General features: G+C 49.7%; 22 protein-coding genes and 1 other RNA gene. 21 read left to right on the forward strand and 2 right to left on the reverse strand.

Translation table 11 applies throughout. From position 1 onward, the window contains the following. Positions 1-16: 16 nt before the first annotated feature. The 18 genes from GOM71_RS12135 (at position 17) to rnpB (ending at position 18440) form a co-directional block, all read left to right on the forward strand. On the forward strand, positions 17-2269 hold the full coding sequence (locus GOM71_RS12135; protein ID WP_156281391.1) for an HD family phosphohydrolase: 2253 nt from the start codon (positions 17-19) through the stop codon (positions 2267-2269). Next, on the forward strand, positions 2266-2763 hold the full coding sequence (gene ybeY, locus GOM71_RS12140) for an rRNA maturation RNase YbeY (RefSeq protein ID WP_156281393.1): 498 nt from the start codon (positions 2266-2268) through the stop codon (positions 2761-2763). Before GOM71_RS12135 ends, ybeY begins: the two co-directional genes overlap by 4 nt. Next, positions 2763-3125 (forward strand): diacylglycerol kinase family protein, encoded by a 363-nt coding sequence (locus GOM71_RS12145; protein WP_156281395.1) that lies wholly within the window; start codon positions 2763-2765, stop codon positions 3123-3125. The genes ybeY and GOM71_RS12145 overlap by 1 nt, the downstream gene beginning before the upstream one ends. A gap of 26 nt (positions 3126-3151) precedes the next feature. Then, on the forward strand, positions 3152-3595 hold the full coding sequence (cdd, locus tag GOM71_RS12150) for a cytidine deaminase (protein ID WP_156281397.1): 444 nt from the start codon (positions 3152-3154) through the stop codon (positions 3593-3595). Positions 3596-3631: 36 nt separating this feature from the next. Further along, a complete protein-coding gene (gene era, locus GOM71_RS12155; protein WP_156281399.1) occupies positions 3632-4558 on the forward strand; it encodes a GTPase Era in 927 nt (308 codons plus the stop codon). Between the two features lie 87 nt (positions 4559-4645). Further along, complete coding sequence (locus tag GOM71_RS12160) at positions 4646-4807, forward strand: YqzL family protein (protein WP_156281401.1); 162 nt, start codon at positions 4646-4648, stop codon at positions 4805-4807. Between the two features lie 64 nt (positions 4808-4871). Next, entirely contained in the window at positions 4872-5618 is a 747-nt protein-coding gene (gene recO, locus GOM71_RS12165) for a DNA repair protein RecO (RefSeq protein WP_156281403.1), read from the forward strand. A gap of 107 nt (positions 5619-5725) precedes the next feature. After that, complete coding sequence (locus tag GOM71_RS12170; protein ID WP_156281405.1) at positions 5726-7297, forward strand: MDR family MFS transporter; 1572 nt, start codon at positions 5726-5728, stop codon at positions 7295-7297. Between the two features lie 354 nt (positions 7298-7651). Further along, the gene (gene glyQ / locus GOM71_RS12175) at positions 7652-8539 is read left to right on the forward strand and encodes a glycine--tRNA ligase subunit alpha (RefSeq protein ID WP_156281407.1); all 888 of its coding nucleotides are present in this window, start codon (positions 7652-7654) and stop codon (positions 8537-8539) included. Then, positions 8532-10613: a glycine--tRNA ligase subunit beta gene (gene glyS, locus GOM71_RS12180; RefSeq protein WP_156281409.1), complete on the forward strand. Its 2082-nt coding sequence runs from the start codon at positions 8532-8534 to the stop codon at positions 10611-10613. Before glyQ ends, glyS begins: the two co-directional genes overlap by 8 nt. Positions 10614-10680: 67 nt before the next feature. Then, positions 10681-11502, forward strand: a complete 822-nt coding sequence (locus GOM71_RS12185) for a pyruvate, water dikinase regulatory protein (RefSeq protein ID WP_156281411.1) — start codon at positions 10681-10683, stop codon at positions 11500-11502. Positions 11503-11640: 138 nt separating this feature from the next. Further along, entirely contained in the window at positions 11641-12120 is a 480-nt protein-coding gene (locus tag GOM71_RS12190) for a YaiI/YqxD family protein (RefSeq protein ID WP_156281413.1), read from the forward strand. Positions 12121-12156: 36 nt separating this feature from the next. Continuing rightward, positions 12157-14010 carry a DNA primase gene (gene dnaG, locus GOM71_RS12195; protein WP_156281415.1) on the forward strand — a complete coding sequence of 618 codons (1854 nt, stop codon included), beginning with the start codon at positions 12157-12159 and terminating at the stop codon, positions 14008-14010. An 18-nt stretch (positions 14011-14028) separates the two neighbouring features. Beyond that, on the forward strand, positions 14029-15162 hold the full coding sequence (gene rpoD, locus GOM71_RS12200) for an RNA polymerase sigma factor RpoD (protein WP_156281417.1): 1134 nt from the start codon (positions 14029-14031) through the stop codon (positions 15160-15162). Between the two features lie 74 nt (positions 15163-15236). Next, positions 15237-16085: a hypothetical protein gene (locus GOM71_RS12205; protein ID WP_156281419.1), complete on the forward strand. Its 849-nt coding sequence runs from the start codon at positions 15237-15239 to the stop codon at positions 16083-16085. Continuing rightward, positions 16085-16885, forward strand: a complete 801-nt coding sequence (locus tag GOM71_RS12210) for a tRNA (adenine(22)-N(1))-methyltransferase (RefSeq protein ID WP_156281420.1) — start codon at positions 16085-16087, stop codon at positions 16883-16885. Before GOM71_RS12205 ends, GOM71_RS12210 begins: the two co-directional genes overlap by 1 nt. Further along, positions 16852-17973 (forward strand): Nif3-like dinuclear metal center hexameric protein, encoded by a 1122-nt coding sequence (locus GOM71_RS12215; RefSeq protein WP_156281422.1) that lies wholly within the window; start codon positions 16852-16854, stop codon positions 17971-17973. Before GOM71_RS12210 ends, GOM71_RS12215 begins: the two co-directional genes overlap by 34 nt. 63 nt (positions 17974-18036) lie before the next feature. Next, positions 18037-18440, forward strand: an RNA gene (gene rnpB / locus GOM71_RS12220) — RNase P RNA component class A. Between the two features lie 207 nt (positions 18441-18647). Here the strand turns inward: rnpB and GOM71_RS12225 are convergent. Further along, positions 18648-20489: a S8 family peptidase gene (locus tag GOM71_RS12225; RefSeq protein WP_156281424.1), complete on the reverse strand. Its 1842-nt coding sequence runs from the start codon at positions 20487-20489 to the stop codon at positions 18648-18650. A 202-nt stretch (positions 20490-20691) separates the two neighbouring features. Here GOM71_RS12225 and GOM71_RS12230 point away from each other — a divergent pair, with 202 nt between their 5' ends. From GOM71_RS12230 to GOM71_RS12240, 3 genes are read left to right on the forward strand one after another with little or no spacing between them, the layout of a single operon-like run. Further along, positions 20692-21192, forward strand: a complete 501-nt coding sequence (locus GOM71_RS12230; RefSeq protein WP_156281426.1) for a YpuI family protein — start codon at positions 20692-20694, stop codon at positions 21190-21192. Between the two features lie 54 nt (positions 21193-21246). Further along, a complete protein-coding gene (locus GOM71_RS12235; protein ID WP_156281428.1) occupies positions 21247-21456 on the forward strand; it encodes a DUF1540 domain-containing protein in 210 nt (69 codons plus the stop codon). A gap of 5 nt (positions 21457-21461) precedes the next feature. Further along, positions 21462-21899 carry a hypothetical protein gene (locus GOM71_RS12240; RefSeq protein ID WP_156281430.1) on the forward strand — a complete coding sequence of 146 codons (438 nt, stop codon included), beginning with the start codon at positions 21462-21464 and terminating at the stop codon, positions 21897-21899. A gap of 43 nt (positions 21900-21942) precedes the next feature. On the opposite strand, the gene GOM71_RS12245 is transcribed toward GOM71_RS12240, so the two are convergent. Next, positions 21943-22575 carry a GTP pyrophosphokinase gene (locus GOM71_RS12245; protein ID WP_156281432.1) on the reverse strand — a complete coding sequence of 211 codons (633 nt, stop codon included), beginning with the start codon at positions 22573-22575 and terminating at the stop codon, positions 21943-21945. Positions 22576-22791 lie beyond the last annotated feature (216 nt).

Here is a 22791-nt window from a genome sequence, read left to right on the forward strand (position 1 = left end):
GAGGAATGTCTGCTCCATGAACCAGAGCCACAATCAGGTCGGTAAACAGGGGAACTTGCAGCCGTTAAAGGCTGCCGGGTGGAAACAGAGCGCAGCAGTTCGCTTCGTGCTCTTGTTTTTGTTTATAGCGCTGTTTTATTTCAGCTTGGCGCCGCATTTGGTACCGGAAACCTATAATATTCAGCAAGGAGCGGCAAGCGAGAAGGATATTGTCGCTCCGTTTCAAATTTCGGACAACAAAGCCACTTTGCAAGCGCAGGAGGAAGCGGCAAACCGCATTGACGCGATTTATTCGAACGTCGTGCTGCGCAGCGAGCAGCTGCTGGATCAAATTTTTGTCCGTATTGAACAGCTCAATTTGGACGATCAAGTGACGGAGCAGAACAAAATTGACATCTATCGCAATGAAATTCCAGGACGCTATGCCGAATTTGTCGACAGCTTCGTTAAGAAAAATGCCGGCAGCGAAACCTATAATGATACGCTGTTGAAGGAAATGTCCGAGGTCATTAAAGAGCAGCAGTACACGATCCCGGAAGAAACGTTCTACAAGATGCCGAAGCTTGGAACCGTCGAGCTCACGGAGATGCGGCAGGTCGGACAAGAGATTGTGCGCAAGCTGATGGGCGATCAGCTGCGCGAGGCGGAAACGGCGAGAGCCCGCGTAGCCGAGCTCGTAAACGCCAGCCAGCTGTCCAGCCGGACAAGCAGGGAAATCGTGCAAGAGCTGGCACGCTTCGCGATTATGCCCAACCGTTTTCTCGACAAGGAGGCAACGGAGGAAGCGAAAATTCAAGCGAAGCAAAACACGCCGACCGTAGTGATCGAAGAAGGCGAAATGATCGTAAAACGGGGAGAAACGATAACGCCCGCCGTATACGAGCTTCTTAAGGATTCCTCGCTGCTGCACGACAAACGCAATTATTGGCCGCAGACGGGGCTGCTGCTGCTTTCGGTGATGCTCATATTAGGCGTATACGCCTTCATGCACCAAGCAGGCGGCAATGACGGTCTGAAGCCGAATTATACGAACGCGCAGCTGCTTATGCTGTGGCTGATCTTTTTGATCAATGTCATCATTATGGGAATCGTCTCGCTTATTCAGACCGATGCGGCTCCATATGTCGGCTATTTGGCTCCGGCGGCGCTGGGCACGATTCTTATTACGCTATTGCTTGACATGCGTTTGGCTATTATAAGCTCGGTTATATTCGCGGTGGCTGGCAGCGTTATTCTGAACACGGAACAAAATCAAATTTTTGATTTCGAATTCGGCTTTGTGTTTATCGTTGTGTCGATTGCTGCCATATTCTCGATTCACCGCGCAAGCCAACGTTCGACGATATTGAAGGCGGGCATTATGGTTAGCTTGTTTGGGTCGCTGTCGGTGCTTTCGCTTATGCTTATTAGCGAAGAGCTTGATCGGATGCAGCTGATCTATTCGCTTGGCTTTGCTTTTGCTAGCGGGCTGCTGACCGCTGTGCTCGTAATCGGACTTATGCCGTTTTTCGAAATCACATTTGGCATATTGTCGGCGCTTAAGCTGGTGGAGCTGTCGAACCCGAACCATCCGCTGCTGCGCAAGCTGTTGACGGAGACGCCAGGCACTTACCATCATAGCGTGATGGTCGGCAATTTATCGGAAGCGGCTGCAGAAGCGATTGGCGCGGACGGGCTGTTGTGCCGGGTCGGCTCGTATTACCATGATATCGGGAAGACGAAACGGCCGAACTATTTTATCGAAAACCAGACCAATATCGAAAATCCGCATGATACGATCGATCCGAAGCTGAGCAAGTCGATTATTGTGGCACATGCCAGAGATGGCGTGGACATGCTCAAAGCGCACAATATTCCGAAGCCGATTCGCGATATTGCGGAGCAGCATCACGGAACGACGTCGCTTAAGTTTTTCTATTACAAAGCAATGAAGCAGGCTGAGGAACAGGGTGTCAAGCCGAATTTTACGGAGGACGATTTCCGATATCCGGGTCCAAAGGCACAATCGAAAGAGGCTGCAGTTGTCGGTATCGCCGATTGCGTCGAAGCTGCGGTAAGAAGCTTGCGCAATCCGACGGTCGAGCAAGTTGAAGCGATGATTCAAAAAATTATAAAAAGCCGGGTAGATGACAATCAATACAATGAATGCGATCTGACGATGAAAGAGCTCGATAAAATTGCGCAATCGCTTAAAGAAAGCGTCATCGGCATTTTTCACTCGCGAATTGAATACCCGGAAGATGTGAAATCAAAGGAGCGTTTGGCATGAGCTTGCAGCTGGATTGGAGCAACGAGCAGCAAAAAATGGATATTCCCGAGCAATGGATCGGCAAGCTGGAAGAGCTGCTGAAATTAGCGGGCGAAGCAGAAGGCATGGATAGCGGCGAAGTAACGCTGACCTTCACCGATAATGAAGGCATACACCAATTGAATCGCGATTATCGCGGTATTGACCGCCCTACGGATGTTCTGTCATTTGCGATGCTTGACGATGGAACGGATGAATTGGACATCATTTTCGAGGTGGAAAGCGAGGATGAAGCGGATCCAATTTCCGGAATGCTCGGCGACATCGTCATTTCGGTTGAAAAAGCGCTCGAGCAAAGCGAGGAATACGGTCATTCACTGGAACGCGAGATCGGATTTTTGTTCGTACACGGCTTTTTGCACTTGATCGGATATGACCACGAAGATGAAGCTGGCGAGGCGGAGATGACGGCGAAGCAAGAGGCTGTGCTGCAAAAAGCAGGCTTAACCCGTTAATGGCCGTAAAATTCATTCGCAGTCTCGGGTATGCGGTTTCCGGCATAGGACATGCCATACGTACACAGCGGCATATGCGCTATCATCTGGTGGCCGCGTTGGCCGTATGTATCGTAAGCGCGTTTCTCTCGCTAACGCTGTTAGAGTGGGCGGTGCTGCTGCTCATGATGGCCGTCGTTATTTCGGCGGAAATGATCAACACGGCAATTGAGCATACCGTAAATCTCGTTACCGGAGAGAAACATCCGCTCGCTAAAGCAGCCAAAGATACGGCTGCAGGAGCCGTTCTGGTTGCCGCTATTATTGCCGTCATCATGGGGCTGCTCATTATTGGGCCGCCCTTATGGCGTTTATTATTCTAGTATTGTTTCAAAGGGGGAGCCAGCGTATGGCGATCGTATTCGAAGGATTGTCGGACAAGTACCAATCGTTATTGAATACAGCAAGGGAAGCGATGACACGCGCTTATGTGCCGTACTCGAACTTTCAAGTCGGCGCGGCGCTGTTAGATTCGGATGGCCGAATTCATTACGGCTGCAACGTTGAGAACGCTGCTTATGGGCCGACCAATTGCGCAGAACGCACTGCGCTGCATCGGGCGATTGCCGACGGCCGCCGCCCCGGCGAGTTCGAAGCGATTGCCGTTATGGGCGATACGGAAGGGCCGATTGCGCCATGCGGCGTTTGCCGGCAGGTGCTCGTGGAGCTATGCTCCCCGGAAATGCCGGTCGTCATGGGCAATTTGCAGGGCAGCTGGGTCATTCGCACCGTTTCAGAGCTTCTTCCCGGCGCCTTTACGCCGGCTTCCTTAGACAGCAAACCGAATACGTAAGCAGAAGCTTTTGAAGTGAAAGGGGTCCATGACCGCATGAATCAATCTACAAAAGGCCAGAACGGCGATAAAACGAAGTTTAAATCGGGCTTTGTCGCCATCATCGGCCGTCCAAACGTCGGCAAATCGACGTTGATGAACCATTTGATCGGACAAAAAATTGCGATTATGTCGGATAAGCCGCAAACGACGAGAAATAAAATTCACGGCGTGTATACGACTAACGATTCGCAAATCGTATTTCTGGATACGCCTGGTATCCATAAGCCGACATCCAAGCTCGGCGACTATATGATGAAAACTGCGGAAAGCGCCCTTAAAGAGGTAGAAGCCGCTCTGTTTCTGGTTGACGTATCCGAAGGGATTGGCGGCGGCGACCGGTTCATTATTGAACAGCTGAAAAAGGTTAATACGCCTGTTTTCCTCGTTATGAACAAAATCGACAAAGTGGAGCCGGAGCAGCTGCTGCCGATCATTATGCAGTATAAAGATTTGTACGATTTCGCTGAAATAGTTCCGATCTCTGCGCTGCAGGGCAACAATGTCGATACGCTCCTTCAGCAGATTACGAAATATTTGCCGGAAGGTCCGCAATATTATCCAGCCGATCAAGTAACGGATCATCCGGAGCAATTTGTCGTAGCCGAGCTTGTGCGCGAAAAAATATTGCATATGACGCGGGAAGAGGTGCCGCATTCGATCGCAGTCGGCATTGAGGATATGCGCGTGCAGGAGAACGGCGTTGTCTATATCGGCGCTGTTATTTTTGTCGAGCGGGATTCGCAAAAAGGGATCATTATTGGTAAAAAAGGCGCTTTGCTAAAGGAAGTCGGCAAGCAAGCGAGAAAAGACATCGAGGCGCTGCTTGGCTCGCGCACCTTTTTGGAGCTGTGGGTTAAGGTGAAGAAGGATTGGCGAAACCAAGAGCGCGTGCTGAAAGACTTTGGCTTCCGGCACGACTAATATTTGTTAAGGATAGCATTCGTCCATTCATCGCATCCTAATAAAAGTCTGGGGCTTCATTTCCGAGGCGGAAAGGGATGAATACGAATGCGAAATTTTTCGTGGAAGTATTTTACGTTGACCGGTGATGTAGAGTCTTACATGCTCTACAAGGAAATGGATCAGCTTGGCATTGCCGAACATCCGAATGATATTGCGGAGGAGGAAGGGGAACTGTCTGCTTCATTCGAGCAGCAAATTGCCCCTTAGCTCAGCCATATTCGTTCAGAGAAGGCAAGGCTGGCTGCAGCGGTTCAAGCATGGGGGAGAGCAAATGCTGTATCGCGTGGAAGGTATCGTCATTCGCAGCATGGACTACGGCGAAGGCAACAAGATTGTGACACTGCTGACGAATACAAACGGCAAAGCAGGCGTATTAATACGCGGCGCGAAAAAAGTGAAGAGCAGGCATGCTTCACTCGCGCAGCCGTTTACATACGGGGAATTCGTTTTTTTCAAAGGCAGCGGTCTTGGCACTCTTAATCATGGAGAAATACTCCAGTCCCATCATCGATTGCGCGAGCAGCTTGATTTGGCCGCATATGCGTCCTATGCTGCGGAATTGACCGATAAGTCGCTGCAGGAGGATGAATCCGGCGCTTTTCTGTTTGAACAATTTAAAGCCTTTCTTCAAGGTTTGGAGGAAGGCAAGGATGCGCAAATTATTTCGCATCTGTATGAAATGCGCATTTTGGAAGCTTCAGGATATGCGCCAGAGCTTGATTACTGCGTAAATTGCGGCAGCGAGCAAGGGCCGATGCGGCTCAGCCCGCTGTCGGGAGGCGCATTATGTGTCCGGTGTGCAGCCCAAGACCCGCATGCGATGAAGCTTGGCGAAGGCGCTTATAAGCTGCTCAGGCTTTTTCGGCGGATGGATTTGCGCCGGCTTGGCGCCATTCAAGTGAAGCCGGAAACGAAGCAGGAGCTTAAAGGCGCGATGCGAAGGTTAATGGATGCGCATATTGGTATTCCGTTAAAATCGCGAGCTTTTTTAGATCAGCTGGATAAATATTCTTTGTAAGATTATGCGTGATTCAGTCTGTAGACTGAGCACGCTTTTTTTATTTTCGGTTATGATTAGCGATGTTGGTTAATTGAAAGTTCAAGAAAAGGCAGGAGGTCAAACACATGTCAGCACAAGCGCAGCAAAGCAAACTTGGCTTCGTCGTCGCCGGGCTTCTTCTCGGCATTCTGGTCGCCGCGATTGATAACACCATCGTATCGACCGCAATGGCAACGATCGTAAGCGACTTGGGCGGCTTGGACAAATTTGTCTGGGTAACGTCCGCATACTTAGTGACGGAAATGGCAGGAATGCCGATTTTCGGTAAGCTGTCGGATATGTACGGCAGGAAAAAGTTTTTTGTTTTCGGCATATCGATGTTTTTACTCGGTTCCGTGCTTTGCGGCACGGCGGAGACAATTACACAGCTTAGCATTTATCGCGCTATCCAAGGGATTGGCGGCGGCGCAATGATGCCGATCGCATTTACGATCGTATTCGATATTTTCCCTGCGGAAAAACGCGGCAAGATGGGCGGCTTATTCGGCGCTGTTTTCGGCACATCGAGCTTGTTCGGTCCGCTTGCCGGAGCTTATTTTACGGACCATATCAATTGGCGCTGGATTTTCTACATCAACATTCCGGTTGGAATCGTTGCACTGCTGTTTATTATTTTGTTCTATAAGGAATCGATGGAGCATTCGAAGCAGCGGATCGATTGGTGGGGAGCGGCGACTTTGGTCGGAGCGATCGTCTGTCTGATGTTCGCGCTGGAGCTTGGCGGCAATGAATACGGTTGGGATTCGGCGCAAATTATCGGTTTGTTCGCCGGTTTCGCGGTTTTGTTTATTTCCTTTCTGCTTGTTGAGAAAAGGGCGGCTGAGCCGATCATTTCATTTAGCATGTTTAGAGACCGGCTGTTTGCGGCTAGTACCGGCGCAGCTTTGTTCTACGGGGCGGCTTTCATTACGGCGGCGCTCTACATTCCAATTTTTGTGCAAGGCGTATTCGGAGGGACGGCGACGAATTCCGGACTTATGCTGCTGCCGATGACGCTCGGTTCGGTATTCGCCGCGCAAGCGGGCGGATTTATGGCCAATAAAATGCCGTACCGCAACGTCATGATTATTTCCGCAATCATCTTCATAAGCGGCGTCGCGCTTCTCGCTACGATTACGCCGGAAACGACGAAGCTCGTATTATCTTTATTCATGCTTATTACCGGATTCGGTATCGGCTTCTCGTTCTCGGTGCTCGGCATGTCGACGATTCACAGCATCGAACCGCGGCAACGCGGATCGGCCAATGCGACGATGGCGTTCATTCGCTCATTGGGCATGACGGTTGGCATTACGATTTTCGGCATCATTCAGCGCAACAGCTTTTCCAACCAGATGGCGGATGCGTTTGGTGAAGGCGGCACGGCAGGCGCAGGCGCGCCAATGACGGATAATGCCCGCCAGCTGCTTGCGCCGGAGACAAGAGCTTCGATTCCGCAAGAGGTAATGGATAAAATCGTCGACGTGCTGTCGTCTTCAATTGCTGTTACTTTCCTTTGGTCAATCGTACCTGCGGCGCTTGCGCTTCTCTGTGTAACTTTAATGGGCAATGCGTCAATGAAAGATATTTTGGCGCCGAGCACGAAGCGGGAAGGCGAGCTGCAGGAAGAAGAGAAGAAAGCTTTGCCTTTGCATTAAATATTCGATCGAAAAGCGAAATCAAAATCATTTGACAACCCGATGCAAATTAATTAATATATATGATTATGAATATCGGACAGTGATGGAGAAAGTAGCGGGAAAAACCGGTTTAAGCGATTCGGGGACAGTGGGAGCCCGGACAGGTTTTCTAGTGAAAAGGCACTCCGGAGTCGCGAAACAACAAAGTGGATTTTTTAGCGCAGCTTGGAATGTTAGCTGTCGTGTAAAGAATCAAGTAGGGTGGAACCGCGGGAGCCAGAGCTCTCGTCCCTATGTCTGAATGCAGGCGTAGAGACGGGAGCTTTTTTTGCGTTTCATGCCTAGCCAAATTTAAAAGGAGCGGGAACGGTCATGAATTTCCAAGGGATGATATTGACGCTGCAGCAATTTTGGGCAGAGCAAAACTGTATACTCGTACAGCCGTACGACGTGGAGAAGGGTGCCGGAACGATGAATCCGATGACATTCTTGCGTTCGATCGGCCCTGAGCCGTGGAACGTCGCTTATGTAGAGCCTTCGCGACGCCCTGCGGACGGACGCTACGGCGAGAATCCGAACCGGCTTTATCAGCATCACCAGTTTCAAGTTATTTTGAAGCCGTCGCCGGACAACATTCAAGAGCTGTATTTGGAAAGCTTGAAGCGGCTTGGCATCGATGCGAAGCATCACGACATCCGGTTTGTTGAAGACAACTGGGAATCGCCGACGCTTGGCGCATGGGGCCTTGGCTGGGAAGTATGGCTGGATGGCATGGAAATTACGCAATTTACTTATTTCCAGCAGGTTGGCGGCATTGACGCAAATCCTGTTGCGGTCGAGATTACGTACGGCATGGAGCGTTTAGCTTCGTATATTCAGGATAAAGAAAACGTATTCGACCTTGAGTGGGTTGAAGGTGTTACGTATGGCGACGTTTTCCTGCAGCCTGAATACGAGCATTCCAAATATACGTTTGAAACGTCGGATTCGGCAATGCTGTTCCAGCTGTTCAATATGTACGAAGAAGAAGCGAAGAAAACAATGGAGCATAAGCTTGTTTTCCCGGCTTACGACTACGTGCTGAAATGCTCGCATACGTTCAACTTGCTTGACGCGCGCGGCGCGATCAGCGTAACGGAGCGTACAGGCTACATTATGCGCGTGCGCAACTTGGCCAGAGCTTGCGCCGCGACTTATTTGGAGGAACGGGAACGGCTCGGATTCCCGCTGCTGAAGAAAGGAGATAAGCAAAATGGCTAAAGACTTATTGCTTGAGATCGGCCTTGAGGAAGTGCCTGCGCGTTTCGTTCGCGGCGCGATGAATCAGCTTCAGGATAAATTGGTTAAATGGCTGGCGGAGTCGCGTATCAGCCATGAAGCAGTAGAGGTATACGGAACGCCGCGTAGACTTGCTATCCTTGTACATGGCGTGCAAGAGAAGCAAGCCGACGTTAATGAGCAAGTGAAAGGACCGTCGCGCAAAATCGCATTGGACGACCAAGGCAACTGGAGCAAAGCGGCTCTAGGCTTTGCAAGAAGCCAAGGCGTTGAGCCGGAGCAATTTTTCTTCCAAGAGCTTGCTGGCGTCGAATATGTTTACGCGAACAAAAGCAGCGTAGGCATTGAAACTGCAGCGGTGCTGTCGGAAGGACTAACGAACTTGATTACTTCGATGTCGTTTCCTAAAAACATGCGCTGGGGCAACTACGAGCTGAAGTTTGTCCGTCCGATCAAATGGATCATCTCCTTGTTCGGAGAAGACATTATTCCGCTTGAAATCGCCGGCGTTCAAAGCGGCAATACGACTCGCGGCCACCGCTTCCTTGGCGGCGATACGGTCGTGAAATTGCCGTCAGAGTATAAAGAAAAGCTTCGCGCGGAACAGGTTATCGTCGATGTCGCGGAGAGAGAACAGCTGATCGTGTCGCAAATTAAGCAGCTTGCCGAGGAGCAAAGCTGGGAAATTGCGATTAAAGACGATTTGCTGGAGGAAGTGTTGTTCCTTGTCGAATACCCGAACGTGCTGTTTGGCAAGTTTGATCCTTCGTTCTTGCGGATTCCGCAAGAAGTGCTCATTACTTCGATGCGCGAGCATCAGCGTTATTTCCCTGTACTGAACGCGGAAGGACAGCTGCAGCCATTTTTCGTTACGGTCCGCAACGGCGATCGCACGTCGATTGAGCAAGTGGCCAAAGGCAATGAAAAAGTGCTGCGGGCACGTTTGTCCGATGCAAAGTTTTTCTATGAAGAAGATCAGAAGCTGGCAATCGGCGATGCGCTTGCAAAGCTGGAAACGATCGTTTATCACGAAGAGCTGGGAACAGTTGCAGATAAAGTAAGACGGATTCGGGCGACTGCAGATCGTATTGCCGGCATTCTTGGCGTCGATAACGATACCGCATCATCGGTAAGCCGTGCGGCCGATATTTGCAAATTCGACCTGGTTACGCAGATGGTATACGAATTTCCAGAGCTTCAAGGCATTATGGGCGAGGATTATGCAGCGAAAGCAGGCGAGAGCGAAGTCGTTGCCAAAGCGATCAATGAACACTATCAGCCGCGCTTTGCCGGCGATCGCGCGCCTAGCTCGTTGACTGGCGCAATTGTAAGCTTAGCCGATAAAATCGATACGATCGTCGGCTGCTTCTCTATCGGCATTATTCCGACAGGCTCGCAAGATCCGTACGCGCTGCGCCGCCAAGCATCCGGCATCGTGCAAATCGTTCTTGCGCAAAATTTGAGTTTGCAGCTTGAAGAGCTGTTCAACGCATCGCTTGCCGTCCATGCTGAGCGCGGAATGAAACGCAGCGAAGCGGAAGTAAGCAAGGAACTGAACGAGTTTTTTGGCCTGCGGGTTAAAAATGTGCTCTCCGAGCAAAACGTGCGTTATGACGTAGTCGATGCGGTCATGGCAGCAGGCTTCAACAATTTGAGCCTTGCGGTTGAACGCGCTTTGCTCATTCAAGGATTAGCATCAGGCGCCGAAAAAGCGGAGTTCAAGCTGACAATTGATGCGTTTAACCGCGTATGCAACCTTGCGGCAAAAGCGGAATCCCGTTCCGTTGATTCGGCGTTGTTCGCAGAAACCGCTGAAGGCGCGCTCTACACAGCTTGGCAAGCAGCGCATCCGGCTGTCGTTAAAGCGATGGCGGATGGCGACGTTGCGGCGGCTCTTGCACAACTTTCCTCGTTGAAAGAAGCAATTAACGGCTACTTTGACGGCGTTATGGTTATGGCTAAAGAAGATGATGTTCGCGCGAATCGTCTTGCAACGCTTGCGCTCATCGCCGACGATATTTCGGGCATTGCCGACTTCTCCAAGCTTGTCTGGTAGTTTCGAGCGCAAAATGGCAAACCTGTAGTTCAGAATCTCAATTTTGAATAACGGAGGTTGATGAACGATGACCAAACCTGCTGATGTAATTATTTATGTCGTTTCCGACGCCGCTGGCGATACAGGCGAGTTAGTTGTGCGCGCTGCGGCGGCGCAATTTCATCCGGTTCATGCGGAAATAAGGCGGGCTCCGTTCGTAACAGACATTCCAACGCTGGAACGTTTCATAATGCTTGCCAAGCAGGCCGGCGCTATTGTGCTGTATACGCTTGTCATTCCGCATTTGCGGGAAGGGCTTAGGAAGCTTGCAGATGAGCAGCAGGTTGTGGCCATCGATCTTCTGGGAACGCTGATCGAAAGCTTGGAGCAGAAAACCGGGCGGCGTTCGCGTCAGGAACCGGGACTGAATCATGTGCTGGATGAAGATTATTTCCGCAAGGTGGAGGCTGTCGAGTTCGCGGTACGTTACGACGATGCAAAGGATCCGTCAGGCGTGCTGAAAGCAGACATTGTGCTCGTCGGCGTCTCGCGAACTTCCAAAACGCCTTTGTCGATGTATTTGGCGCATCAGAAGTTTAAAGTGGCGAACATCCCGCTAATTCCAGAGGTGAAGCCGCCGCAGGAGCTTTTCTTGCTTCCAAAGCACAAAATTATAGGCTTAACGATAGGCGTTCCTTATTTGAACATTATTCGAAAAGAGAGGCTGAAGGCGCTCGGTTTGCCGAACAGCGCTTCCTACGCAGCCGAGGAGCGGATTGAGAAAGAGCTGATGTACGCCGAAACGATTATGAAACAGCTCGAATGCGTCGTCATTGACGTGTCGCATCGCGCAGTAGAAGAGACGGCGAGCTTAATCATGGAGCATGTTCGATCCAGCGTCAAAGGCTAGAAGCTTTCTTTCAAAAGCGAAACGATGCTACGCCTGCAAAGGAAGGCGAAGCCGTTTCGCTTGATACGGAAGGATTTTTTTAGCTGCTTGACGTATATAATAGTACGGGAATATTTTTGAAAGATGCGGTGATTCGAAATGCCTACTGGCAATGCGCATGAGAGGACGATCGTTGTCGACGGCGACGCATGCCCAGTGAAAGCGGAAATTGCGGAAACGGCGCGAATGCATCGCACTCCGGTTATTATGGTTTCCTCGTATGATCACCGGCTCGAGGCTCAGCCCGGCGTACAAGTCGTACAAGTGGACAGCAGCAATCAATCCGTCGATTTGTATATCGTCAATCATATTGCAAAAGGCGACATTGTCATTACCCAGGACTTTGGACTGGCCTGCATTGCGATAGGCAAAGGCGCCGTCGTTTTGTCAAATCGCGGAGAAGCTTATACGGACGACAATATCGATTATTTAATGGAAAGACGTCATGAGTCGGCCAAAAAGAGGCGCAGCGGAGGCAGAACGAAGGGCCCGAAAGCGATGAATCAAAGCGATCGGGAGCGATTTCAACAAAAGTTGACAAAAGTTTTGCTTGGCATGCAGGAGAAAGATGACATTTAGCGAATATTACTAACGTATTACTAGAGGTGATGAACGATGACGACATACGGTAAAATACCGGAGGATGTTATTGAGGCGGTTCGCCGGCATCATGATATCGTCGAAACGGTTGGAAAATACGTTCATCTCTCGAAGCAAGGCAAATATATGAAGGGTCTCTGTCCCTTTCATTCCGAGAAAACGCCCTCTTTCACCGTAACGCCCGAGCTGCAAATTTTTCATTGCTACGGCTGCGGGAAGTCCGGTAACGTTATTCGATTTATCGAGGAACGGGAGGGATACTCGTTCCCGGAAGCGGTTCGGGTGCTGGCCGAAGAAGCAGGCATTCCCGTAACATGGGCTGGCGCAGAAGGCGGCAAAGCGAGCGAGGCTGATTCCGAACGATCGGTTCTGATCGAAGCGCATGAATTGTCGGCAAAGCTTTATCATTATTTGCTGAACAATACGGCGCATGGCAAAGCAGCCAAAGACTATTTGCGCGAACGGGGATTGAGCGATAAGCTGATTGATCATTTTATGATTGGCTATGCGCCGGAACAGTGGGATACGTTAAGCCGGTTTTTGGAGAATCGGAAGTTTGACCCCGTCTTGATGGAGAAAGGCGGCTTGCTGTCAGCTAAGCATGACGGCAGCGGCTATGTCGATCGTTTCCGCAGTCGGATCATCTTCCCGATCTGGGATCGCGACGGCAAAGTGACCGCATTTGCGGGACGCGTCATCGGCGACGGACAGCCGAAGTATTTAAATTCTCCGGAAACGATACTGTTTACGAAGAGCCGGACATTGTACAATCTGCATCATGCGCGCCCCGCAATCCGTAAGCGAAGGCAGGTCGTCTTATTCGAAGGGTATATGGACATTATTAAGTCTTGGAGTGCAGGCGTAAAGAATGGCGTTGCGACAATGGGCACCGCGCTTACTGCGGAGCATTGCGCGATATTGGCCAGGGCAGCGGACGAAGCGGTGCTTTGCTACGACGGCGACGACGCTGGACAAGCTGCCGCGATGAAGTCCATTCCGCTGCTTGAAGGAGCCGGCATGCGAGTCATGGTGTCAATGCTTCCTAAAGGCAAGGATCCCGATGAATTTATATCGGAATACGGTCCGGAAGCCTTTATGCGGGAAACGATTGACGAGCCGGTATCCGTCACAAAATTTAAGCTTATATATTCAAGAAAAAACCATATACTGCTAAAAGAAGAAGGGCGAAAGAATTATCTGCTTGAAGCTGCCGGCATTGTGGCGGAGCTTGATTCTGCTATCGAACGCGAGATTTATTTGCAGGAATTGTCCCGCGAATTTGAAGTTCCCCTTGAGGTATTGAAGCAGGATTGCTTGAACAGGCATCAGGAACTGCAAAAAAAGAAGCCGCAAAGGGATAATAACGACATTTCGTGGAATAATGGTAGGAATGAAAATCGCCGTAAATCGGGGGCGCCGGCCGTATTGCCCGCTTATGTGCATGCAGAGCGACGATTGCTCCATGTCATGATGCGTGACCGCGATATTGCGCAGGCTGTACACGATAAATTGGGCGACGCGTTCAATGTAGAGGATCATGCAGCGCTTGCTGCTTATTTATATGCTTTTTACGCGCAGGGCTATGATCCGGATGCCGGTAGGTTTATCGCTGCCCTCCATGACGAGCGTTTGGAGAGAGCGGCTGCCGCTATTTTATTAATGGACGGCGATTTCCCCTTTAATGATGACATCATGAATGCCGATATACAAGATATCATTAAAGTGCCAAGGCTTCGGGAAATTGAACGTAAGAAAGAAGAAATAGTCCAGGCAGAGCGAGCCGGAGATCACATGCTTGCTGCGCAAATGTCGATTGAGATTATAACCCTAGAAAGACAGCTTAAAGGAAGACAGGACGATCGGTTCTAGGGAGGAGGGAGTCGGAATATGGCGAATGATCAGCATACTGAACTAGAAGCCGAACAAAAACTGGATCATGTCAAGGACCAGTTAATTGAGCAAGGCAAGAAGAGAGCGTCTTTAACGTACAAAGAAATTATGGAGAAACTCTCGCCTTTCGATCAGGACCCGGAGCAAATCGATGAATTTTTCGAGCAGCTCGATGACTTGGGAATCGAGGTGCTGAACGAGAATGACGAAGAACGGGATCATCCGCTGCGCGGAAGCGACGATCAGGAACGTGACGGAGACGATTTTAATTTTGAAGATGACCTGACTTTGCCGCCAGGCATCAAAATTAACGATCCTGTACGGATGTACCTGAAGGAAATCGGTCGTGTTCCGCTCCTATCGGCGGATGACGAGATTGAGTTGGCAAGAAGAATTGAGAACGGGGACGAAGAAGCGAAGCGCAGACTTGCAGAAGCGAACCTGCGTCTGGTTGTCAGCATCGCAAAACGTTACGTTGGCCGCGGCATGCTGTTCCTTGATTTGATTCAAGAGGGCAATATGGGCTTGATCAAAGCGGTAGAGAAATTCGACCATCAGAAGGGCTTTAAATTCAGTACGTACGCGACATGGTGGATTCGCCAAGCGATTACGCGCGCGATTGCAGACCAAGCACGTACGATTCGGATTCCAGTTCATATGGTGGAGACGATCAACAAATTGATCCGTGTTTCCCGTCAATTGCTGCAAGAGCTTGGGCGCGAACCGACGCCGGAAGAAATTGCTGCCGAAATGGAGCTCAGCACGGACAAGGTTCGGGAAATTATGAAAATCGCGCAAGAGCCGGTTTCACTCGAAACGCCAATCGGCGAAGAGGATGATTCGCATCTGGGCGATTTCATTGAGGACCAGGAAGCGCTGGCGCCTGCTGACGCAGCAGCTTACGAGCTGTTGAAAGAACAGCTGGAGGATGTGCTTGACACGCTTACGGAACGTGAAGAAAACGTGCTCCGCCTCCGGTTCGGTCTCGATGACGGACGTACAAGAACGCTTGAGGAAGTGGGCAAAGTGTTCGGCGTTACGCGCGAGCGGATACGTCAGATCGAAGCGAAGGCGCTTCGCAAGCTTCGCCATCCAAGCCGCAGCAAACGGCTTAAAGATTTCTTAGAATAATCATGAATCGTCGACCTTTCTGCTCATGCAGCAAAGGTCTTTTTTCTAACAAAACCGAAAGGAATAATTCGGCTATGAATGAAGAACGGAGACAGATTATCGTTAAGGAAATCGAACATTGGAGCAGGAGCAAGCTCTTGCCTGAGCAATATTGCGATTTTTTGCTTAATTTATACGCGGACCAAGATGAGGAGCGTTCATCGCCTCGATCGAAGCGGGAATCCTCTTATGCTGTTGCAAAAGCTTTCATGGCTGTGCAGCGCGCATCAGGGAAACAGTGGCTCCTTACATTTGGATTTTTTACCTTAATTTCGTTTGTTGTGCTTTATTTTAACGCTTTTCATCCGCTATTGCAAATTGGCGTTTCGCTTGCTGGCGTGGTTGGTTTGCTATGGTTTGGCCAGAAGCTGCGTAAGCGCAATGCCGCAACCGGATTGGCGTTAACAGGCGCAGGAATGCTGCTTTTCCTCGGTTCCGGGCTTTATATGCTCCAATTGCACGGTTATGACGAATGGGGCTGGAAAACGTCGCTGCTCGGACTTTGCGCAATATTTTGGATCGTTTACGGCATAGCCGCGAAGTTGCCGATTTTCCATTTATGCGGATGGGTAGCCTTATTGCTAGTATATGCTTGGCTGTTGTCCAACTATATGGAATCTCCATCTTGGTACGAAACGCAGCTGTATTGGCTGCCTCTTGCCGCTTTGTTCGGATGGAGCTGCTGGTTTGTTCACCGCTGGTCCAAGCAGGTGTCGGCGGTGCTGTTCACCGTCAGCGCGTTGTTATGGTTCATGCCGGAGCTTTATGCAATGTTATTTATCGATGAGCCGATTTTCCTGCAGCTGATGCTGCTTGTGAAAATCGCCGTCGGCGGAGGACTGCTGTTCTCTATGCGAAAACAATGGATAGCGTGGGTTGCTTAATGTTAAAAATATCAAAGCGTCTGCAGACGATTGCAGACTTCGTAACACCTGACGGCCGTGCCGCCGATATAGGTTCAGATCATGCTATGCTGCCGGTTTATTTGCTTCAGACGAGACGGGTTGCATCGGCAATCGCCGGAGAATTGAATCAAGGTCCATATGAGGCGGCCTGCAAGCAAGCTGCAGACGCCGGACTGACGTATAAGCTGTCTGTACGCCGTGGAGACGGTTTATCCGTTCTGCAGCCGGGAGAAACAGACACGATTACGATTGCGGGCATGGGTGGCGCTCTGATGAGCGAGATTTTGGAAGCGGGATTTCAGACGGGGAAGCTCGAAGGCGTCAGCGAGCTCGTGCTGCAGCCCAATGTCGGGGAAGATCTGGTAAGAAGCTGGCTGCTAAAGCGAGGATGGTATTTGCAAGCGGAAGCGATACTTGAAGAGGATGGGAAAATATACGAGGTTTTGCATGCAATTAAGCTAAAGGCCGAGGAAGGCAACGATTCTTTGAAAACGCTGCAGTTGAAGCTTTATGACAGCTCGTTTTTGCCTATATCTCTGAACGCCGATCAAGGAAAAGCGCTGCTTCTTCAAATGGGCCCTCATTTATTGCGACAGCCGTCGGAAGTTTTAGCGGAGAAGTGGAGACTGGAATTGGACAAACTTGAGAAAATTTGCGCGCAGCTTTCGCTTTCCGACCAGCCGCAAGCCGAAGAAAAAAAAGCGGCGTTCCGTGAGCAAATAAACAAAATTGAGGAGGTGCTTCGTTGTTTGCCAATGGACAAACCGTCATTCAATTGATGGAACAACTGGCGCCTAAGCATTATGCGGTTGAAAACGATAAAATCGGATTGCAATTAGGCACTTTAAATAAGCAAATTAAAAAAGTGATCGTTGCGCTTGATGTAACAGATGAAGTGGTTGATGAAGCTATTGCGGCTGGAGCGGAACTTATTATTGCGCATCATGCAATTATTTATCGCCCGTTAGCAAAGCTCGATACGTCGACGCCGGCAGGCAAGCTGTATGAGAAGCTGATCAAAAACGATATTGCCGTCTATATTTCACACACGAATCTGGATGTTGCAGACGGCGGAATTAACGATTGGATGGCTGATCTCGTCGGCATCGAGCCGAAAGGGCGTCAATGTCTGGAGGAGGTACATAACGATAAGCTGTACAAGCTTGTTGTATTTGTGCCGGAGTCCCATCATGAGGCCGTTCGCGCCGCGATATTGAATGCCGGAGCAGGCTCGATCGGCAATTACAGCCATTGCAGCTTCAATATCGAAGGCTTTGGCACGTTCGTTCCTGGCGAGGGCACGACGCCTTTTATAGGCGAGCAGGGGAAAATGGAGCGGGCACAAGAAATTCGCATTGAAACGGTCGTTCCGCACAGTGTTCATCGCCGCGTTATTCAAGCTATGTTAAAAGCTCATCCATACGAAGAGGTCGCATATGATTTGTTTGCGATAGATTTGAAAGGCCGTTCCTTCGGTTTAGGCCGCGCCGGAAAGCTGATCGAGCCAACTACGCTGGGCGTGCTTGCGGAACGCGTCAAAGAAGCGTTTGACGTCCCTGTGCTTCGATTGGTTGGCGATCCTTCGCAGCCTATCCGCAAAGCGGCTGTGCTTGGCGGGTCAGGCGCCCGATATATGCGGCATGCTCTGTTCGCCGGGGCGGACGTGCTCATTACCGGCGACATTGACTATCATACAGCGCATGATGCGCTGGCTGCCGGCTTGTCCATCATTGATCCGGGCCATAATGTCGAGAAGATCATGAAGCAGCGCGTCGCGGATTGGCTAAACAGCGAGCTTGCCGCCCGTAAATATACGACAGCAGTCCAAGCTTCAACGCTGAGTACAGAACCATTCCAATTCGTATGAAAATTGGCAGGGAATAAAGGTTGAGCTTTTGTGCGATACCTTGTATACTTATTCGTGCACCGGAAAGTTTGACAGACAATCGCTGGCGGCCTCGTTGCCGCGAGAGGAAAGTCCGGGCTCCACAAGGCAGGGTGCTGGATAACATCCAGTCAGCGCGAGCTGAAGGATAGTGCCACAGAAATGGACCGCCGATGGCTGGCTTTGCCAGCACAGGCAAGGGTGGAACCGTGGTGTAAGAGACCACGAGGCGTGCAGGTGACTGCAGGCCTGGTAAACCCCATCTGGAGCAAGACCGAGAGAGCGCAGCAGCTTCGAGCTGCAGCCTTAGCCTGAGGCGCGTTCGGGTTGGTTGCTGGAGCCGTACAGTAATGTGCGGCCTAGATAGATGATTGTCGCTTCGTCGTGGGAGGGTCGTTCCCGTTTGGACCACTTGAAGTACAGAACCCGGCTTAAGGCAAACTTTCCGCAACGGACACAAACAAGAACCTCAATGCAACGGCATGTTGCTTGGAGGTTTTTTTGTTTTGCCATTTACGATAAATTTTTGGAATCCACGAGCAATGGCGATCGGAAGAATAATTGAATTCGGAGGTTGCTGTTTCACCTTTCACCTGAAAAAGGGGCTGTCTCATCGTCAATTTAATGACTTTTAAGACAGCCCTTTGAGTCGCCAGTTATTGATTGTGCGTTTGCGCGATAGCGTTAAGCCTCTTTTTAACCTGAGAAGGATAATTTTGCAGCGCAGTGTTGTAATTGGCTGCCGCTTTCAGAGCGCTGTCGACATCGATCAGTCCGTAACCGAAATAATTGTCTTTTCCTTTATCGCCTAAATCGTCAGCCGATTTGCGCATAATTTCCATAACCTCTTTATTCGTAAGATCCGGATTGACGGAACGGATCAACCCGGCTAACGCTGCAACATGAGGGCTGGCCATCGAAGTGCCCGACAATGCGGCATATTGCCCCCCAGGATACGTACTTGCAATGCTGTCCCCGGGAGCGGCAACATCAATATAATTACCGTAGTTGGAGAAGGAAGCCTTCTGCTTTTGCGCGTCCGTTGCGGCTACTGCAAACACTTCCGGGTAGGCTGCCGGATAGCCTGGCCGTTCTGTGTTGTCATTGCCGCTCGCCGCTACAAGCACAACGTCGTGATCGTAAGCATACTTGATCGCATCGTGAAGGAATTCAGCCTGCGCATAGTTGCCAAGGCTCATGTTGATCACTTTTGCGCCATGATCAGTCGCCCAGATAATACCTTGCGCAACGGAATAGGCGGAACCGGCGCCGCTGCTGTCAAGCACTTTAACCGGCATAATTTTGTTGTACCAGGAAAGCCCTGCAACGCCTTCGCCGTTATTCACTGTCGCCCCAATGATACCGGCAACGTGCGTGCCGTGTCCGACATCGTCGCTTGGCGCCGCGTCGCTGTCTACAATATTGTTGCCTTTAATTAGTTTGCCTTTTAAATCCGGATGATCCGTTTGTACGCCGGTATCCAATACGGCGACGATGACTTGATCGTTGCCTTTCGACGTGTCCCAGCCTAATTCCGTTTTTATGGAAGGCAAATTCCATTGGTATTGCGAGTATAAAGCGTCATTAGGCTTCGTTTCGTTCGTCATGTATAAGTAATGAGGTTCTACATATTCGGTTTGCCATGCATTTTTGAAATAATGGATCATTTTATCGGCGTCCATATCTTTTGAACGGAATACATAAGTATCGCCGATGCGTTGAATCGCCGCCGCATTCACTTTCGCTTTAATTTGATTCAATTGTTTGTCTGAAGGCTGGTTCACGAAATGAACGACGACATCGCGCACATGATAGTGACTGGCGTTACTGTTGTCCTCGCCCGTTTCAACCGTTGTCTCTTTTGTCGAGTTCGGCTTCACGGATTCAATGCGATAATTGCCTTCGGAAGGGTATGGAACAAGCCGCAGATTCCGTTGCTGGTGCCGTTCGACCTGCTCGACAATGTCCTGCTTTATAACGCTGACGACAGCGATCCCCTTATGATTCGGATCAGGTACCCCTAGTACGACAAAGCGGCTTCCGTTATCGGCGGTAAAAGCTTTGGAAACGTATCTGTTTCCTTGCTTAACTTGAACGCGAGCTTCCGCTACATATTTGTCGGCTTCATTGCCTGCGCTTGCAGGAATTGAGCCCCGTTCGACGGCGCGGTTGCCGTTCAGCCAGCTAATGTAGGACATGTGCTTATGCATGTCCATCAGATGTTTGATTTTTTCCGGTTTAGCGGAAGGGGAATGGGACATTAATTTATAAAATTCTTTCGAGCATTCGGAAACGCATAACAGCGCTGTCGCTTCCATATCATTGTTGAGCACTTTCAGCTTTTGCGCGTGCTCATACTTAACGGTTTGCTGCTTGACCGATAACGCGGATGATTTGGGCGCTGCCGGCGTTTTATCCGGAATAAACATAGGAGCCGCAGGAATAAGAAGCGTGGCGGCAGCCAATACAGAGAATACGCCTATCCATTTTTTTTTCATTAGGTGGAGCCTCCTGTTCGTTTTAACGCGAATGATTGCTTCTCCCGATAGCTTCCGATGGAACGGAACAAAATATGCGAATGCAAAGTCAGAAACGCCAGTACCATCCGTAAGCAATTTGTGGTACGATGTATGTTGATCTTGAGTTTTGTAATGACTCCGTTAGGAGTTTTTCTCATTGAAGAAAGGGGAACTACTTACGATGCCATCGACGAATATTAAACCGCTTAGCGAATCGACACGCAATAAACTGAAAGACGCAATCACTCAGCTTGAACCGTTTCTAAACCACAATGCGCTTAACCAATTGACTGGTGACGATAACGGCGAAGAAGCACAATCGTTTTACAAAGGTTTATTATCCGACCTAAGACATTTGCTGGTGTTTTCTGAAGTTTCGCTCGAGAAATTGGGCGTATTGCTTAGAAGACCCAATTTCGATAATGAGTTTGCAGAGCGTGCGCTTTATGAGGTTTACCATCAATGCGTAAATGCGTTTTTCTATCCGAAAAACGAATGCTACTCCGAAGACGGCCGTTACGCTTACACAGGCCAGGATGCTATCCGCTTCCGCTTTAAGCCTGTACGCGATGCGCGCGATATCGTCCTCGCGATGTCCAAAATTTTCGAAGAACTGCGCGACGATCTGGCGTACTACGAGAACGACTACATGACGCAGCGCCGCATGCAAGGGCAAAAATAGACAGAATGAATCGCCTCCGATCAGGGAAACTTGAACTCGGAGGTGATTTTTTTTATGCCAAACGGCGTAAATTGCAGCGTATCGAATTGCTCGTTCTGGAAGGAAGGAAATAATTGCGGCGCTGAAGCCATTTCCATCGATATTGACCAGCATGCCGGATTTAAGGAAGAATTCGCTGCGGACGATCTGGGCCTTTATCATCAAGATCATGCGGTACAATCGTCGGCAACTTGCTGCGATACGTTTAAACCGAAGAAGGGGTGACAACAATGACAATGGACCGAAGGGACGAACATGAAAAGGATTTCGCGAATGATCGGCCGGAGAAAACGGATTTCCCAACGTACAATGTTGCCGCTCCAAATGCATTGCCTGATTTAAACAATAGCTATTATAACGATTTAAACGAAGAGATGGCAGCCGACTTCGCAGTCGGGAGCAACGTTTCCTATGTGCCCCGTTCGGAGATCGACGATAATGTGCGGAGAACCAAATCTCGCGGCACGGCGCTTGGCTGGGTCGGACTTATTTTTGCAGTAGCCTCCTGGTTTGTATGGCCGGTAATTATGGGTATTACTTCAGCAGTCATCGGTTTTATCGCTTTTCGTCAAGGAGCGAGAACTCTCGGTTCTTGGGCGATTGCAATCGGCCTAATCGCGATTCTGCTGTCCGCTGTTATCGTTCCGCTTTATTATGCCGTAACCTGACGGTTAAACAAAAAACGGAAGCCCTCTGACGGGCTTCCGTTTTTTATTTGGCGGCAGTAAGCTGCAAGTGGTGGAGCACTTTGTCGTTTATGGACAGCATGCGTTGATCGAGCAAATCAATCATGTCGGCAGACTCTTTTAACTGCTGTTGGATTTCTGCCGGAATTCCCTCATTGAACTTGTAAAAGATTTTATGCTCGAGGCTGGCCCAGAAATCCATTGCACTTGTCCGAATTTGGATTTCGACAAGAACGTTTTCGATGCGATTGGTTAGGAAAACCGGAATTTCAGCAATGAGATGCACGCTTTTGTAGCCGTTCGGCTTCGGATCTTTGACATAGTCCTTGACCTCGATCACCTTCACGTCGGACTGCTCGCTGATCATATTTAAAATTTGATAAATATCGGTAGAAAACGAACAGATGACGCGGACGCCTGCAATATCGCGAATATGCGTTTTAGCATGTTCGATCGATATATCAAGATTTTTACGACGCAACTTCTCCATTACGCTTTCCGGTGTTTTAATCCGTGTTTTTACGTGCTCGATGGGGTTGTAATCATGTATAAATTGAAACTCCTCATTTAATATGTTGAGTTTGGTTTCAACTTCATCCAATGCGAACTTATACGTAAGAAAAAAATGCGCCCATTGCTTAAGCTGTTCCTGTTTCATGATTCCACTTCCTTACATCAGGATCTTTGAACGGAGTTCAAAGTCACTCATTAGCGACATCAGGATCTTTGAACGGAGTTCAAAGTCACTCATTAGCGACATCAGGATCTTTGAACGGAGTTCAAAGTCACTCATTAGCGACATAAGAATTTTTGAACGGAGTTCAAAGTCACTCATTAATCTCAAAGACACTCTTGTCCGCTTCCTTATTGTACC

The organism is Paenibacillus sp. NEAU-GSW1, assembly GCF_009737085.1.
Classification (GTDB): Bacteria; Bacillota; Bacilli; order Paenibacillales; family Paenibacillaceae; genus Pristimantibacillus.

Excerpts from the sequence above, each read along its gene's own strand:
- era (WP_156281399.1), top strand. The coding sequence starts at position 3,632 with ATGAATCAATCTACAAAAGGCCAGAACGGCGATAAAACGAAGTTTAAA.
- GOM71_RS12235 (WP_156281428.1), top strand. The coding sequence starts at position 21,247 with ATGCCAAACGGCGTAAATTGCAGCGTATCGAATTGCTCGTTCTGGAAG.
- GOM71_RS12205 (WP_156281419.1), top strand. The coding sequence starts at position 15,237 with ATGAATGAAGAACGGAGACAGATTATCGTTAAGGAAATCGAACATTGG.
- GOM71_RS12170 (WP_156281405.1), top strand. The coding sequence starts at position 5,726 with ATGTCAGCACAAGCGCAGCAAAGCAAACTTGGCTTCGTCGTCGCCGGG.
- GOM71_RS12160 (WP_156281401.1), top strand. The coding sequence starts at position 4,646 with ATGCGAAATTTTTCGTGGAAGTATTTTACGTTGACCGGTGATGTAGAG.
- cdd (WP_156281397.1), top strand. The coding sequence starts at position 3,152 with ATGGCGATCGTATTCGAAGGATTGTCGGACAAGTACCAATCGTTATTG.
- ybeY (WP_156281393.1), top strand. The coding sequence starts at position 2,266 with ATGAGCTTGCAGCTGGATTGGAGCAACGAGCAGCAAAAAATGGATATT.
- GOM71_RS12135 (WP_156281391.1), top strand. The coding sequence starts at position 17 with ATGAACCAGAGCCACAATCAGGTCGGTAAACAGGGGAACTTGCAGCCG.
- GOM71_RS12240 (WP_156281430.1), top strand. The coding sequence starts at position 21,462 with ATGACAATGGACCGAAGGGACGAACATGAAAAGGATTTCGCGAATGAT.
- GOM71_RS12190 (WP_156281413.1), top strand. The coding sequence starts at position 11,641 with ATGCCTACTGGCAATGCGCATGAGAGGACGATCGTTGTCGACGGCGAC.
- GOM71_RS12145 (WP_156281395.1), top strand. The coding sequence starts at position 2,763 with ATGGCCGTAAAATTCATTCGCAGTCTCGGGTATGCGGTTTCCGGCATA.
- dnaG (WP_156281415.1), top strand. The coding sequence starts at position 12,157 with ATGACGACATACGGTAAAATACCGGAGGATGTTATTGAGGCGGTTCGC.
- GOM71_RS12245 (WP_156281432.1), bottom strand. The coding sequence starts at position 22,575 with ATGAAACAGGAACAGCTTAAGCAATGGGCGCATTTTTTTCTTACGTAT.
- GOM71_RS12230 (WP_156281426.1), top strand. The coding sequence starts at position 20,692 with ATGCCATCGACGAATATTAAACCGCTTAGCGAATCGACACGCAATAAA.
- recO (WP_156281403.1), top strand. The coding sequence starts at position 4,872 with ATGCTGTATCGCGTGGAAGGTATCGTCATTCGCAGCATGGACTACGGC.
- glyQ (WP_156281407.1), top strand. The coding sequence starts at position 7,652 with ATGAATTTCCAAGGGATGATATTGACGCTGCAGCAATTTTGGGCAGAG.
- GOM71_RS12225 (WP_156281424.1), bottom strand. The coding sequence starts at position 20,489 with ATGAAAAAAAAATGGATAGGCGTATTCTCTGTATTGGCTGCCGCCACG.
- GOM71_RS12210 (WP_156281420.1), top strand. The coding sequence starts at position 16,085 with ATGTTAAAAATATCAAAGCGTCTGCAGACGATTGCAGACTTCGTAACA.
- glyS (WP_156281409.1), top strand. The coding sequence starts at position 8,532 with ATGGCTAAAGACTTATTGCTTGAGATCGGCCTTGAGGAAGTGCCTGCG.
- rpoD (WP_156281417.1), top strand. The coding sequence starts at position 14,029 with ATGGCGAATGATCAGCATACTGAACTAGAAGCCGAACAAAAACTGGAT.
- GOM71_RS12185 (WP_156281411.1), top strand. The coding sequence starts at position 10,681 with ATGACCAAACCTGCTGATGTAATTATTTATGTCGTTTCCGACGCCGCT.